The 13503-nt window shown below is 72.3% G+C and carries 10 protein-coding genes; 4 read left to right on the top strand and 6 right to left on the bottom strand.

What is annotated here, in order from left to right:
- The first annotated feature begins 16 nt into the window (after positions 1 to 16).
- From ACH4OW_RS32690 to ispG, 4 genes are read left to right on the top strand one after another with little or no spacing between them, the layout of a single operon-like run.
- Positions 17 to 1285: a cytochrome P450 gene (locus tag ACH4OW_RS32690; protein WP_398031491.1), complete on the top strand. Its 1269-nt coding sequence runs from the start codon at positions 17 to 19 to the stop codon at positions 1283 to 1285.
- Between the two features lie 32 nt (positions 1286 to 1317).
- On the top strand, positions 1318 to 2379 hold the full coding sequence (locus ACH4OW_RS32695) for a family 2 encapsulin nanocompartment cargo protein polyprenyl transferase (protein WP_398031492.1): 1062 nt from the start codon (positions 1318 to 1320) through the stop codon (positions 2377 to 2379).
- On the top strand, positions 2379 to 4277 hold the full coding sequence (locus tag ACH4OW_RS32700) for a 1-deoxy-D-xylulose-5-phosphate synthase (RefSeq protein ID WP_398031494.1): 1899 nt from the start codon (positions 2379 to 2381) through the stop codon (positions 4275 to 4277). The genes ACH4OW_RS32695 and ACH4OW_RS32700 overlap by 1 nt, the downstream gene beginning before the upstream one ends.
- 15 nt (positions 4278 to 4292) lie before the next feature.
- Positions 4293 to 5459, top strand: coding sequence for a flavodoxin-dependent (E)-4-hydroxy-3-methylbut-2-enyl-diphosphate synthase (ispG, locus tag ACH4OW_RS32705; protein ID WP_398031495.1), 1167 nt, complete (start codon positions 4293 to 4295; stop codon positions 5457 to 5459).
- 197 nt (positions 5460 to 5656) lie between these two features.
- On the opposite strand, the gene ACH4OW_RS32710 is transcribed toward ispG, so the two are convergent.
- From ACH4OW_RS32710 to ACH4OW_RS32735, 6 genes are all read right to left on the bottom strand, one after another.
- Positions 5657 to 6406 carry an SDR family oxidoreductase gene (locus ACH4OW_RS32710; RefSeq protein WP_398031497.1) on the bottom strand — a complete coding sequence of 250 codons (750 nt, stop codon included), beginning with the start codon at positions 6404 to 6406 and terminating at the stop codon, positions 5657 to 5659.
- Positions 6407 to 6511: 105 nt separating this feature from the next.
- Positions 6512 to 9580, bottom strand: a complete 3069-nt coding sequence (locus tag ACH4OW_RS32715; protein WP_398031498.1) for an amino acid adenylation domain-containing protein — start codon at positions 9578 to 9580, stop codon at positions 6512 to 6514.
- A 46-nt stretch (positions 9581 to 9626) separates the two neighbouring features.
- Positions 9627 to 10631 carry a zinc-dependent alcohol dehydrogenase family protein gene (locus ACH4OW_RS32720; RefSeq protein ID WP_398031500.1) on the bottom strand — a complete coding sequence of 335 codons (1005 nt, stop codon included), beginning with the start codon at positions 10629 to 10631 and terminating at the stop codon, positions 9627 to 9629.
- Between the two features lie 10 nt (positions 10632 to 10641).
- Complete coding sequence (locus ACH4OW_RS32725) at positions 10642 to 11445, bottom strand: HisA/HisF-related TIM barrel protein (protein WP_360131868.1); 804 nt, start codon at positions 11443 to 11445, stop codon at positions 10642 to 10644.
- Positions 11442 to 12701 (bottom strand): FAD-dependent oxidoreductase, encoded by a 1260-nt coding sequence (locus ACH4OW_RS32730; RefSeq protein ID WP_398031502.1) that lies wholly within the window; start codon positions 12699 to 12701, stop codon positions 11442 to 11444. Before ACH4OW_RS32730 ends, ACH4OW_RS32725 begins: the two co-directional genes overlap by 4 nt.
- Before the next feature lie 27 nt (positions 12702 to 12728).
- The gene (locus ACH4OW_RS32735) at positions 12729 to 13412 is read right to left on the bottom strand and encodes a hypothetical protein (protein ID WP_398031503.1); all 684 of its coding nucleotides are present in this window, start codon (positions 13410 to 13412) and stop codon (positions 12729 to 12731) included.
- Positions 13413 to 13503 lie beyond the last annotated feature (91 nt).

A 13503-nucleotide genomic window follows, 5' to 3' on the forward strand; every position in this document is an offset into this window, starting at 1 on the left:
ACTGACCGAGGACACCATGAGCGCATCACACGCCCCCTTGTCCCGCCCTCCGATGGTCGATGAGCCGCACTTCTCCGCAGACCCCTACCCGACGTACGCGTGGCTGCGCGAACACAGCCCCGTCCGCCGTATTCCGCTGTCCCGCGGCGGGCACGGCTGGCTGCTGACGCGCTACGCCGACGTCGTGGCGGCGCTGTCCGACGGCCGGATGAGCAAGAACAACCGCCACATCAGCCAGCGGGTCAGCGACCCATACGCGGAGTCGCGGATGAGCACCCACATGCTCTCGCTGGACCCGCCCGACCACACCAGGCTGCGCCGCCTGGTGGCCAGCGCCTTCACCCCGCGCCGGATGGAGCAGATGCGGGTCCAAGTCGTCGCCATAGCGCGCGAACTGGCCGGCGGCCTGCCCGTCGCGGCACCCGTCGACCTCATCTCCCACTACGCGCTGCCGCTTCCCTTCCGCGTCATCTGCGAACTGCTCGGTGTGACCGGGCTCATCGAGCGGGAGGAGTTCCACTCCTGCGTGCTGAAGGTGTTCGCGGCTCCCGCCGGCACCCCGGCCCATGGCATCACCGGCCATGTGTCCCGGCTCGAAGAGTTTTTCACCGACCTGATCGAAGCCAAGCGCACCCGGCCCGGCGACGACCTGCTCAGCGCGCTGATCGCCGCACACGAGGCCGGGGTCGAATCGCTGACCGACGACGAGCTGCTGTCCATGACCGTGCTGCTGCTCATCGCTGGCTACGCCAACACGGTCAACCTCATCGGCAACGGAGCACACCTCCTGCTGCGCTTCCCGCACATCGCGGACGAACTCCGCGCCGACCACGACCTGTTGCCACAGACGGTCGAGGAGATCCTGCGCTACGAATCGCCCATCGAACGCGTTCCTACCCTGGTGACCCGCGAGCCCGTCACCTACAGCGGGGTCGATATCGGCCCCGGCGAGGTGATCTACGCGTGCGTGGCGAGCGCGAACCGGGACCCCGAGCGGTTCGCCGACCCGGACCGCTTCGACCCGCACCGTGCCGACATCGGGCACCACCTGGGCTTCGGGAAGGGCATCCACTACTGCCTGGGCGCGGCCCTGGCCCGGATCGAGGGCGAGGTCGCCCTGACCCAACTGCTGGACTCCTTCGGACATATGACGCAGGCGGTACCCGAAGAGGAACTGAACTGGCGCTCCACCTTCCTCTTCCGCAGCCTGGCGAAACTGCCCGTCACCCTCACGCCGAGCCGGGCGCCGACGGGGGCCGGGCCCGGCACGCACAGCGGCCCATGAACCCGCCGCCCGAGGGGGTCTGGGGGACGTCCATGCAGACCAGAGCAGCGGGCCAGGGCCGGGACGCGTCCCAGGCCGCCGACGTGCCGGCCCGTACCCACGCGCAAGTGGATCCCGTGCTCCGCGCCGCAGTAGGCACCCTGCCGACGCGGATGCGGCACGTCGCGGGCTACCACCTGGGCTGGTGGGACGTTCATGGCGCCCCCTGTCACGGCGGGGGCGGCAAGGCGCTCCGCCCGGCTCTGGTGCTGGCGGCGGCCCGGGCCGCGGGCGCGGACGGCCAGGCCGGGCCGAGCGGGGCCGGGCTGAGTGCCGCGGCGGCCGTGGAACTCGTCCACAACTTCACGCTGCTGCACGACGACGTGATGGACGGCGACCAGGTGCGTCGGCACCGGCCCACTGCCTGGTCGGTCTTCGGCACCCCGGACGCGATCCTGGCCGGCGACGCCCTCCTGGCGCTGGCCCTGCGGCTGCCGGCCCGGAATGCCGGCCGGGAGGCGCGGGCCGCGGGGGCGCGGCTGGCCTCGTGTGTGATCGAGCTGTGCGAGGGACAGCACGCGGACTGCTCCTTCGAAGAGCGCGCCGATGTCGGCATGGCGGAATGCCTGGCCATGGCCGAGGCCAAGACCGGCGCTCTGCTGGGCTGTTCCTGCGCGCTCGGCGCCTTGTCCGCGGGGGCCGGCGAACAGGTCGTCGACGCCATGGACGCCTTCGGACGCTGTCTGGGGATCGCGTTCCAGCTCATCGACGACCTCCTGGGCATCTGGGGTGACCCACGGGCCACCGGTAAGCCCGCCGGCTCGGACCTGACCGCTTTCAAGAAGTCCCTGCCCGTGGTCGCGGCCCTGGCCTCCGGCACCGAGGCGGGCCGCGAGCTGGCCGCCGTGTACGCGCGCGGCACTCCGCTCTCCGACGTCCAGCTCCCGTACGTGGCAGACCTCGTGGAGCGGGCGGGAGGCCGCGCCTGGGCCCGCGGCCGCGCGGACGAGTTCGCCCGCCGGGCGCTGGACTGCCTGGCCGAGGCGGTTCCCGATCCGGACGCCGCCGGCGAACTCCTGAGCCTCGCCCGGCTCATCACCCGAAGGGACCGCTGATGACCATCACACCGCGTGCCCCCGCGTCCCCGGCTCCCGCGCCCCCGGCCCCCGCCCCGGCGCTCCCCTCCGCCCCGCCGGCCCGCCGGCCCCTGCTGGCGCGGCTCGACGGCCCCGCCGACCTGCGTGCCCTCCCCCACCACGCGCTCGGGCAGCTGGCCACTGAGATACGGGATTTCCTGGTGGCCAAGGTCTGCGCCACCGGCGGCCATCTGGGCGTCAACCTGGGCGTGGTGGAACTGACCCTCGCCCTGCACCGGGTCTTCGACTCGCCCCGCGACGTACTCCTCTTCGACACCGGCCACCAGACGTACGTCCACAAGCTCCTCACCGGGCGGCAGGCCGGTTTCGACCGGCTCCGGCAGCCCGGCGGCCTGTCCGGCTATCCCGCCCGGACCGAATCGGCACACGACTGGATCGAGAGTTCACACGCCTCGACCGCTCTGTCCTACGCCGACGGCCTGGCCAAGGCCCTCGGCCTGCGCGGCGAGACCGGCCGCCGGGTGGTGGCGGTCATCGGCGACGGCGCGCTGACCGGCGGCCTGGCCTGGGAGGGCCTGAACAACCTGGCCGCCTCCGCGCACGCCGGGCCGGTCGTCATCGTCCTCAACGACAACGGCCGTTCCTACGCGCCCACCGTCGGCGGCCTCGCCCGCCACCTGGGCCGCCTGCGCGGGCACGGCCCGGACGCGGGTGCCGCGGGCCCCGCCCCCACCACGGAGACGCTCTTCGAACACCTGGGCTTCACCTACCTCGGTCCTGTCGACGGCCACGACACCCGTACCGTGGAGGCGGCCCTGCGCCACGCCCGTTCGCTGGCCGGCCCGGTGCTGGTGCACTGCGTCACGGCCAAAGGCAAGGGATACGCCCCAGCCGAAGCCGACGAGGCCGACCGGATGCACGGCATCGGCACCCTGGACCCCGCCACCGGGCGGCCCCCCGCCGCCGTCCGGAGCAAGAAGTCGTGGACCTCGGTGTTCGCCGCGGAGATCACCGCGCTCGCCGCCCGGCATCCCGACCTGGTCGCCGTCACGGCGGCGATGCTCCGGCCCGTCGGCCTGCACCGGTTCGCCGAGGCGTTCCCCGGCCGGGTCTTCGACTGCGGCATCGCCGAACAGCACGCGCTGTGCTCGGCGGCCGGCCTGGCCATGGGCGGGCTGCACCCGGTCGTCTGCCTGTACGCGACCTTCCTGAACCGGGCCTTCGACCAACTCCTCATGGACGTGGCCCTGCACCGGCTCCCGGTCACCCTGGTCCTGGACCGGGCAGGCGTCACCGGCCCGGACGGGGCCAGCCACCACGGCATGTGGGACACCACGCTGCTGTCCGCGGTGCCCGGCATCCGGCTCGCCGCGCCCCGCGACCCCGCCACCCTGCGCGAACTGCTGCGCGAGGCCGTCGAGTACGCCGACGGACCCACCGCACTGCGCTTCCCGAAGGCCACCGCCGGCCCCGACGTCCGTGCCCTAGGCGCCATGGACGGCATCGACATCCTGCGCCGCAGCCCCCACCGCCCCTTGGACGTCCTGCTGGTCGGCGCCGGAGTCATGGCCGGCCCGTGCCTGGAGGCCGCCGCCGCACTGGAGCGGGACGGCCACGGGGTCACCGTCGTCGACCCCCGGTGGACCCACCCCGTCCACGACGCCCTGCCCGGCATGGCGGCCCGGCACCGGCTGGCCGTCACCGTGGAGGACACCCTCGCCGAAGGCGGCATCGGCAGCGCCCTGCGCGCCGCCTGCGCGGACCGGCACATCACGACTCCCGTACGGGTCCTGGGCCTGCCCCGCGCCTTCCTCACCCATGGGGAACGCCCCGACCTGCTGGCCCGAGCGGGACTGGACGCGCAAGGCATCACCCATGCCGTCACCCAATCCCTCACCCCCCGCGCCGCCCCCTGATTCCAGGAGCACCCCATGGCCGCCACCGACCTCGGCACCCCCAGCCCACGCACGCCCGGTGTCACGGGCGCACCCGGCGCCACCGCAGACACCAGTCTCCGGCCCAGGCGGCGCCCCTGCCGGCGGATCAACGTGGGCGACGTGGCCATCGGCGGCGGCGCCCCCGTGTCCGTCCAGTCCATGACCACCACCCCCACCACCGACATCGACGCCACCCTGCAGCAGATCGCCGAACTCACCGCCGCCGGCTGCCAGCTCGTCCGCGTCGCCGTCCCCACCCAGGACGACGCCGACGCCCTGCCCGGCATCGTCCGCAAATCCCCGATCCCGGTCATCGCCGACATCCACTTCCAACCCCGCTACGTCTTCGCCGCCATCGACGCCGGCTGCGCGGCCGTACGTGTCAACCCCGGCAACATCAAGGCGTTCGACGACAAGGTCCGCGAGATCGCCCGGGCCGCCGCCGACGCCGCCACCCCCATCAGGATCGGCGTCAACGCCGGGTCCCTCGACGCGCGCCTGCGCGCCAAGCACCGGGCGGCCACCCCCGAAGCCCTCGTGGAATCGGCGCTGTGGGAATGCTCCTTGTTCGAGGAACACGGCTTCACCGACCTCAAGATCTCCGTCAAGCACCACGACCCCCTCGTCATGATCGACGCCTACCGGCAGCTCGCCGGCGCCTGCGACTACCCGCTCCACCTCGGCGTCACGGAAGCAGGCCCACCGCCGCAGGGCACGATCAAGTCGGCTGTCGCCTTCGGCGTGCTGCTCGCCGAGGGCATCGGCGACACCATCCGGGTCTCCCTCACCGCACCCCCGGTGGAGGAGGTCAAGGCGGGACAGCAGATCCTCGCCAGCCTGGGCCTGCGGGAACGCACCCTGGAAATCGTCTCCTGCCCTTCGTGCGGACGCGCCCAGGTCGACGTCTACGCCCTCACCGCCCGCGTCCAGGCCGCCTTCGACGGCTTCCCCCACCCCCTGCGTATCGCGGTCATGGGCTGCGTCGTCAACGGACCGGGCGAGGCCCGCGAAGCCGACCTGGGAGTCGCCTCCGGCAACGGCAAGGGGCAGATCTTCGTCCGCGGCCGGGTCGTCGCCACCGTCCCCGAACACCGCATCGTCGACACCCTCCTGGAACACGCCCTGAACCTGACCGACACCGCGCCGCCAACCCCTGCCTGACACGGAACGGGCGCGGGTCCGGATTCCTGCCCCGGTGGGCTATCCGATCGGACCGATTCAGTTGGGGACGAAGGCTTTCCCCAGTGAGGCGAAGGGCACGCCGGACCACCGGGGCCGTCGACACCGTCGAGACGATCTGCGCCGGAGGCCGGCCGTGCCGAAACCCGGCCGGTGCGGCCCGCCGGGGAGGTGCGGGGTCAGCGGGTGGTGTAGCCGCCGTTGGGGAACAGTGTCTGGCCGGTGAACCACCAGCCTTCGGTGGCCAGGAACCTGATGATCGGGACGATGTCCTCGATGTGGGTGAGCTGGTTGCCCATCGCCTGGGACTTGTGGAACTCCACCCTCTCCGGGGTTTCCTGCGGGTAGAAGAACGGCGTGTCCATCGGGCCCGGCGCCACGGTGTTCACCGAGATGTACCGGTCGGCGAACTCCTTGGCCGCCGCACGGGTGAAGTGCTCCAGCGGCGCCTTGCCGCCGGCGTAGGTGGAGTAGCCGTCCGTGAAGGCGGCCAGCAGCGACGTACCCAGGCTGATGATCTTCCCGTGGTCGTTCAGCCGGCGCCCGGACTCCTGGATGAAGAAGTACGCCGCCTTGGCGTTGATGCCGAACATACGGTCGTACTCTTCCTCGGTGGTCTCCAGGATCGGCTTGCGCAGCACCATCCCGGTGGTGTTCACCGCGATGTCCACGCCGCCGAAGGCGTCCACCGCCGCGTCGAAGAGCCGCCGTACCTCCGGGACCTTGGTCAGGTCTGCCTGGACGGGGACGGCCTGCCCTCCGGCCCCCTTGATCGCGTCCACCGTCTGCTCGGCCTCGTTCTGGGAGCTGTGGTAGTGCACGACCACCTTCGCCCCGGATTCCGCGAAGTTTCTGCTGACCAGTCCGCCCAGGTTCTTCTCGCCCCCGCCGACGACCGCGACCTTGTCCCGCAGCGTGTTCTCGGCCATGCTCCGCACTCCTCACGTTCTTGCCGGTGACCGACGTGATCACCCTCCACATACGACACTAGTCGGACATTTCGGTTAGGCGACCTCAGCCGTTCCGCACCCCGGTCAGTGGGGCGTGACCTGCTGGGGCGGCGCGAGGTAGCCGATGTCCTGGAAGCGGTGCAGGTAGAGATCGATCATGTCGCCGTCCACCGGTGGGCAGACGATGCCGCTGCCGTGCAAGGCAGCCTCGGCATGCCCGCGGCCCAGCCCTGGGAGCCCGTGTCCGGGGCCGGGGCCGGTGAACATCGGCAGGTAGGGGGCCATCGGGTGGTCCGGATGCCGGGCCGTCAGCTCGGCGATGCGGGCGACCCAGGAGTCGTGGGCGAGGCCGGTGACGGGGTAGCCCATGGCCCGCAGGCGGTCGGCCAGCAGTGACAAGCGCGCGGGGCGCGGGTTGGTGAGGTGGTAGGCGCGTCCGTCGGGCTGCTCGTGGGTGAGGATGTGAACGACGGCCTGGGCGGTGTAGTCCACCGGGACGAAGTCCAGCGGCAGTGGGATGTCCGGGGCGATGCCTGTTTCGGCGATGGTGCGGAACAGGGCGCACATCATGGTGTCGGTGTTCCACACGCCCCGTTTCCGTGTCCCGGTGATCTCGTAGGGGCGGTGGACGGCGGTCGGCAGGCCGCGTTCGGCGGCTTGGTGGACGAGGCGTTCGGCGACCCACTTGGTCTGCGGGTAGCCCAGGGAGATCAGCTCGGGGTGGCCGGGCCGGGTGTCCTCTTCGGCGTGGCGGACGCCCGCGGCCCCGTCGCCGGACCGGACGGCGACGGTGGAGATGTAGTGGACGGGCTTGAGGTGGTGAGCGGCGGCCAGCCCGAGGACCGTGCGCGTGCCGCCCACGTTGGCCGGGGCGAGCGCCGCGTACGGGTAGACGAAGTTGACCTGGGCCCCCGCGTGCACGATGAGGTCGGTGGTGTGGGCCAGGTTCTCCCAGTCGGCGTCGGACAGGCCGAAGCGCGGGGCGTCCAGGGTGCCGGGGACCGGCACGACGCGGCTCTCGCAGCACGACGGGTCGAGTCCGTAATGGCGCATGCGCGCGGCGATCCGCGCATGCGCGGCGTCGCGGCCGTCGGCCCTGGTCAGGCAGCGGATGCGCGGCACCCCTGCATCGGCGAGCCGGTCGATCAGGTGGACGCCGAAGAACCCGGTGCCGCCGGTCAGCAGTACGGTCCCGGGGGCGGTGGGCGCGGTGGCCGTGGGAGCACCGAAGGCCAGTCGGTCGTCGAGCCTGGCCTCCGCGGCGAAGTCCACGGGGGTTGCGTCCTCGTCGCCGCCTTCGCGCAGAGCGCCGGCGCGGGCGGCGAAGTCGGCCAGGGAGGCGCCGTCCAGCAGGTGCCGTATCAGCGTCCGGCTCGCGCCCGGGGTCAGGGCGAGCCGGTCCCGTAGGGCGGAGGTGGCCTGTGTGACGTGCAGCGAGGTGCCACCCAGTGCGAAGAAATCGTCGTCACGGCCGACGTGGTCCAGTCCGAGCAGTTCTTTCCACACGGCGGCGACGGTCTCTTCGGCCGCGCCCTGCGGCGGGGCCCCGCTTCCTTCGCCCCGGCCGTCCTGTCGCGCGACCAGCTCCATGAACCGGTCCCGGTCGATCTTCCCGCTGGTCTTGAGGGGGATGCTGTCCACGGTGGCCACCCGGGCGGGGACCATGTACTGCGGCAGCCGGTCCCTGACGTAGGCGGTCAGCCGGGCTTCGAGGTTCTCGGCGCGTGCGCCGGGGGCCGGTGCCGCCGCGGCGACCAGGCGCTGCCCGGCCCCCTCCCCCAGGACGTCCACGGCGGCTTCCCGGACCTCGGGGTGACTGGTCAGGGCGAGTTCGATCTCGTCGAGCTCCACCCGGTAGCCACGGATCTTGACCTGCCGGTCGCGGCGTCCCCGGTACTCCAGGACGCCGTCGCGCCGCCAGCGGGCGACGTCGCCGGTGCGGTAGAGCCGCGCTTCCGGGTCGGGCCCGAACCGGTCGGGCACGAAGACCTCGGCGGTCCGCTCGGGGTCGCCCAGGTAACCGCAGGCCACGCCGTCGCCGCCGACCCACAGTTCGCCGTCCTCGCCGGGTTCGGCCAGGCGGCCGTCCGCACGGACCACGTAGGCGGTGGCGTTGGCGATGGGGCGGCCGATCGGCACGGTCTCGGCGTGGTCGGCCAGGTCTTCGATGTGGTGGGTGGTGACGAGCGAGGACGCCTCGGTCGGTCCGTAGCCGTTGATCAGCAGGTCGGGGCGGCCGTGCCGGAGCACGGCGCGCACCGCGGACGGGCTGAGCGCGTCGCCGCCCGCGATCAGTGCGCGCAGGGTGGCGAACATGCGGGGGTTCTTCTCGGCGTACTGGTGGAACAGCCCGGCGCTGAGCCACAGCACGCTGATGTGCCTGGTGCGCAGGCTCTCTTCCAACGCGTCGGCGGACAGCAGCACCTCGGGGTCAGGCAGCACCAGACAGCCGCCGTTCAGCAGCGGGGCGAACAGTTCCAGGCAGGAGATGTCGAAGGTCAGCGCGGTGGTCGCCAGCAGGCGGTCGTCCGGGCCGAGTTGGAGGTAGTTGGTGTTCTTCACCAGGCGGACCGGGCCGCGGTGCGGGCAGACAACGCCTTTCGGGGTGCCCGTGGACCCGGATGTGTAGATCACGTAGGCCGGGTCGGTGGCGCGCCGGTCCGTTCCCCAGCGCTCGTCGTCGGCCGGCGTCCGGTGTCCGGCCAGGGCGTCGCTGGTCACCTGGGTGCAATGGCGCCCGACCGGAGCCGGCGGCTCGCCCGGCGCGGTGACCACGTGACGGACTCCGGCGCCGGTCAGCACCGTCTCCAGCCGCTCTTCGGGATCGTCCGGGTCCAGCGGCAGATAGGCGCCGCCGGCCTCCAGGACGGCCAGGACGGCCGACACGGCCTCCGGCGAGCGTCGCAACAGGACGGCGACGGTGTCCCCGTCCTCCATGCCGCGCGCCCGCAAGTGGGCGGCCGCCTTGCGGACACGGGCGTACAGCTCCCGGTAGGTGAGGCTGCCCTCCTTCCACTCCACTGCCTGGCGGCCGGGAGCCCGGCGGGCCTGCTCGGCGAACAGGGCGGGGACGGTCGCGTCGCGCGGATAGTCGGTGGCGGTGTCGTTCCAGGCGCGGATGGTGTCGGGTACATGACGGGCGGCGTCACTCATGGCATTCCCGGAGGTCGCGTTACGGCAGGGCGTGGCGGGAGGACCGTCAGCTCGTCAGGACGGCCTTGGTCGTACGGCCTGGGTGCGGTGTGTGGCGTACGGCCCGGGTGACCTCGGCCAGGTCGAAGTGTTCCGCCTCCGGCACCGGCAGACAGCCGTCGGCCAGCTGGTCGGTGACGCGGCGCAGCAGGCGCTCGGTCTGCTCGGCAGACAGCCGGCCGAGGCGGTCCGGCAGCCAGAACCCGGACACGGTGATCCCGCGGAAGAGCAGTTCCTCGGGCGTGACGGTGAGGGGCCGGCCGGAGAGCATGCCGTAGCTGACGAACTGCCCGTGGTCGCGCAAGGCACGCAAGGCGAGTGTTCCGGCGGCGCCGCCGACGGCATCGAGGGCGGCGGTGATGCCCCGCCCGCCGGCGACGGCCGCCAGTTGCCGTCCGGCGTTCGGGGAGTCCTGGCCGATGACGGCTTCCCCGCCGATGTCCATCAGGGCGGGGCGGTGGCGCTTGTCCCGTACCAGGCACAGGCAGCCCAGGCCCCGCTCGTGCGCGAGCCGGACGAGCATCCGGCCGGCGGTGGAAGCGGCCGCGGTCAGGACGATGCGGTCGCCCCGGTGTACGTCCAGGCCGTCGAGCAGGAGGTGGGCGGTGACCGGGTTGATGGTCAGCCGGCAGGCCACGTCGTCGGCGAGGCCGTCGGGTACGGGCACGACGTCGGCGGCGTCCGTGGCGACGTATTCGGCCCAGGTGCCCAGAGCGGACACCGCCACCCGTGTTCCCGGGCGGAGGGACACCTCGGGGCCGGTGGCCACGACCACGCCCGCCCCCTCGAAGCCGACGGGTGAGGCGGCGGCATCCCGCTCCGGGCGCGGCCCGGGGCGGAACGGGGCCGGCCGGCCATAACGACCCCGGACCAGCAGCAGGTCGGAGGGGTTGACCGGGCTGGCGCGCATCCGTACCAGCACCTGTCCGGCACCGGGTACGGGCACGGGCCGGTGGTCGAGCAGCAGCACGTCGGCGGGGTCGCCGTACCGGCGGAAGACGATCTGTCGCATCGCGGCCACCTCAGCTCCCGGCGTCGCCGAAGGAGGAATGAGCCAGCAGGTGGTCGCGGACCTCGTCGATGCGGTACCGGCCCTTGTGCAGCATGTTGTTGACCAGGACGTACGTCGCGTCACCCGCGTTCAGCGCCTCGTGGAGGTGGTCGAGACTGCCGCAGCCGCCCGAGGCGATGACCGGCAGCCCGGAAACGGCGGCGATCGTGTGGAACAGCTCCAGGTCGAAGCCCTCGCCAGTGCCTTCGCGGTCGACGCTGTTGGCCAGGACGGCACCGACCCGGAGCTGCGCCAGTTGCCGGGCGACGTCGACGGCGCTGGTTCCGGCGTCCTCCTTGCCGTCGTGGGTGAAGGCGCCCCACTCCCCTGGCCCGGTCCTGCGGCAGTTGACGACACCCATCAGCCGTTCGGCGCCGAATTCCCGCACCGCCGCCTCCACTGTTGCGGGCTTCTCGATCAGGCTGGTGCTCACGGACAGCGCGTCCGCACCGGCCTCCAGGAGACCACCGGCATGCACCGCGGACGGCAGGTCGCCGTGCCCCACGGACACCAGGGGGTGAACGCCCAGTTCCTTGATGCCACGCAGCAGGGAGGGAAGGTAGTCGATGGCGTCCCACGGGTCGAAGACGTCCAGGAAGACCTTGCGGGCACTGCCTCCGGCGTACGCCGCGACGATGGCCGTGACGTCGCCCGGATCGTCCAGGCCGGCGATACGGCTGGGTTCCGTGGCGCGGCCGCCGGCCACGTCCACGCAGGGAATCACCAGGTCACCGACGTGGTCACGCTGGGTGCGGAAGACGGGCTGCTGCATCATGTCTCCTTTCCGGTGGCGCGCATGAGAGAGCGCAGGCGCCGACTGTCAGTGGCCAGGTGGCGGGCGACCGCGACGGCGGAGCCGAGGACGCTGTCCAGGTCGTCGACGGGGGTGGTGATGTGACCGGCGAAGTACAGGCCGCCCTCGCCCTGGAGCCGGAGCAGCTCGTCCTGGGCGGTCAGCATCGCCGGGGTGGGCAGCACGGTGCGGAACGCCGTCGTGGCCAGGACCGAACGAGGCAGCACGTCGCGGTGGGTGAGCTGGCTGACGAACACGTCACCGCCGGGCTTCGCGTGCCACGTGGTGGTCTCCGCCCAGGCACCGTGCAGCGCGAGCGTCGTCGGCGACCAGCGACCGCGCTCGCCGGGCAGGTAGCACGGGTCGCTGTGCGCGCCGTACACCAGGTCGTTGTAGTCGTACGCGCCCAGGACCCGGCGCAGCGGGCCGGTGCCGCCGAGCGACCCGACGACGCGGCGGGCGGCCTCGGCGGGCAGCGCCAGCACCACGGCGTCCACCAGGTGTCGGTCCCCGTGGGAGTCGATCATTTCGAGCCGGCCGTTGACGCGGCGCACCCGGCGTACGGCCGCGCCCGGCACGAACCGGGTGTTCCGGCACTCACGCGCCAACTGCCAGGCCAGCGCCTGCATACCGCCACGCAGCCGGTAGGTGCGGGCGTCCGCGTCCGGTCCGGGATCGGCGTAGAACGTGCCCACGGCGCGAGCGGACAGGCCCCGGGCGTCGGCCGGTGTGCAGCCGAACACCGAAGCCGGAAGGGCGTACACCGCCTGTTCCTTGACGTGCCTGGGCAGCTCCCAGGGCTCCACCAGATCCGCCATCGGAACGGTCCACGCGACGTCCTGCCGCTGCCAGTCAGCAGCTTCCGACGCCAGCAGTTCCTGTGCCGCGAGCGCTTCGTCCGCGGTGACGCGGGGTGCCCCGACGGACCCGTTGCCGCCAGTCCGTGCTGACGGCGTGCCGTCACAGACAATGGTGCGCCCGGTGGGCAACTCCTCCCAGTGGCCGCCCATTCCTAGGGCTTTCGCGAGTTCGCCGACCACGCTGGACAGATGCAGGGGCACCTCCTGCACCCCCAGGTCGAGTGCGGTGGGCGCACCAGCGGAGCCGGGCACGTACGCCGAGCGGAGGTTGCCGCCGACACTCTCGCGGGCTTCGAGCACCAGCGTGTCGTGCGCGTCCTCCAGCAACCAGGCGGTGGCCAGCCCGGCGGCCCCGGCTCCGGCGATACCGACCCTCATGCGGTCACCTCCGATGCTCGCGGGACGTCAGGTGGCCGGCGTTTCGGGCGTTCCCGCGGCGGCGCGCCAGAATTGCCCGATGGATTCCTCCATCAGTCGTGCGCTGAAGAGAGCGTCCTGCGGGTCGTCGCCCCGGTCGAGGCCGTCCTGTACCACGTCGAGCGCCAGCCGCTCCAATCCCTCGGGAGCCTCGTCCTCGTAGTAATCGAGCACTTCCTGCGGTACGTGCAACGGTGAATCCTTCGCCCGCGCGATCACTTCGGCACAGCCGGAGAAGTACACCTGCAGGTCCGTGTAGATGGCGAGGGCGAACGCGGCCTGGCTGCTCTGGGACGCCAGCCAGCTCACGGTGCCGTTGAACGCATAGGCGGCGTGCTCGGTCGGCCACCGGCTCGTATGCACGTCCACCCCCATCCCGAGAGCCCGCGCGCAGCTCTCCAGTTTGGGTTGCGCGTCACACACCAGCCGGGCAAGGCGGATGAACAGGTCCGCTGCCGGGCGTCGGGGGAACCGGGCGAGCGCCGTGCCGTACGCCGCGAGCTCGGCCGTGTGGCAGTGCGCCTCGGTCCCCATCAGGCGCCGCAACGCGCCCTCGGTCAGCTTCCCTTGCGCGGCGGCGTCCAGCAGCGCGTTGCCCACCGGCTCCTTCGCACGCCGGTTCCTGAGTTGGTCGGCCAGTTCGGCGGCGGTGGCGACGGAAGAATCGACCATGACGTGTTCCCTCTCCTCGTTTCCCGTGGAGGCCGGACGACGGCTTCCGGGCTTCCCCTGTCCGCACCACCCGTTCAAAGGCCGGCCGAAG

The sequence above is a fragment of the Streptomyces sp. NPDC017056 genome (genome assembly GCF_044332485.1).
Classification (GTDB): Bacteria; Actinomycetota; Actinomycetes; order Streptomycetales; family Streptomycetaceae; genus Streptomyces.

Excerpts from the sequence above, each read along its gene's own strand:
- ACH4OW_RS32690 (WP_398031491.1), top strand. The coding sequence starts at position 17 with ATGAGCGCATCACACGCCCCCTTGTCCCGCCCTCCGATGGTCGATGAG.
- ACH4OW_RS32695 (WP_398031492.1), top strand. The coding sequence starts at position 1,318 with ATGCAGACCAGAGCAGCGGGCCAGGGCCGGGACGCGTCCCAGGCCGCC.
- ACH4OW_RS32700 (WP_398031494.1), top strand. The coding sequence starts at position 2,379 with ATGACCATCACACCGCGTGCCCCCGCGTCCCCGGCTCCCGCGCCCCCG.
- ispG (WP_398031495.1), top strand. The coding sequence starts at position 4,293 with ATGGCCGCCACCGACCTCGGCACCCCCAGCCCACGCACGCCCGGTGTC.
- ACH4OW_RS32710 (WP_398031497.1), bottom strand. The coding sequence starts at position 6,406 with ATGGCCGAGAACACGCTGCGGGACAAGGTCGCGGTCGTCGGCGGGGGC.
- ACH4OW_RS32715 (WP_398031498.1), bottom strand. The coding sequence starts at position 9,580 with ATGAGTGACGCCGCCCGTCATGTACCCGACACCATCCGCGCCTGGAAC.
- ACH4OW_RS32720 (WP_398031500.1), bottom strand. The coding sequence starts at position 10,631 with ATGCGACAGATCGTCTTCCGCCGGTACGGCGACCCCGCCGACGTGCTG.
- ACH4OW_RS32725 (WP_360131868.1), bottom strand. The coding sequence starts at position 11,445 with ATGATGCAGCAGCCCGTCTTCCGCACCCAGCGTGACCACGTCGGTGAC.
- ACH4OW_RS32730 (WP_398031502.1), bottom strand. The coding sequence starts at position 12,701 with ATGAGGGTCGGTATCGCCGGAGCCGGGGCCGCCGGGCTGGCCACCGCC.
- ACH4OW_RS32735 (WP_398031503.1), bottom strand. The coding sequence starts at position 13,412 with ATGGTCGATTCTTCCGTCGCCACCGCCGCCGAACTGGCCGACCAACTC.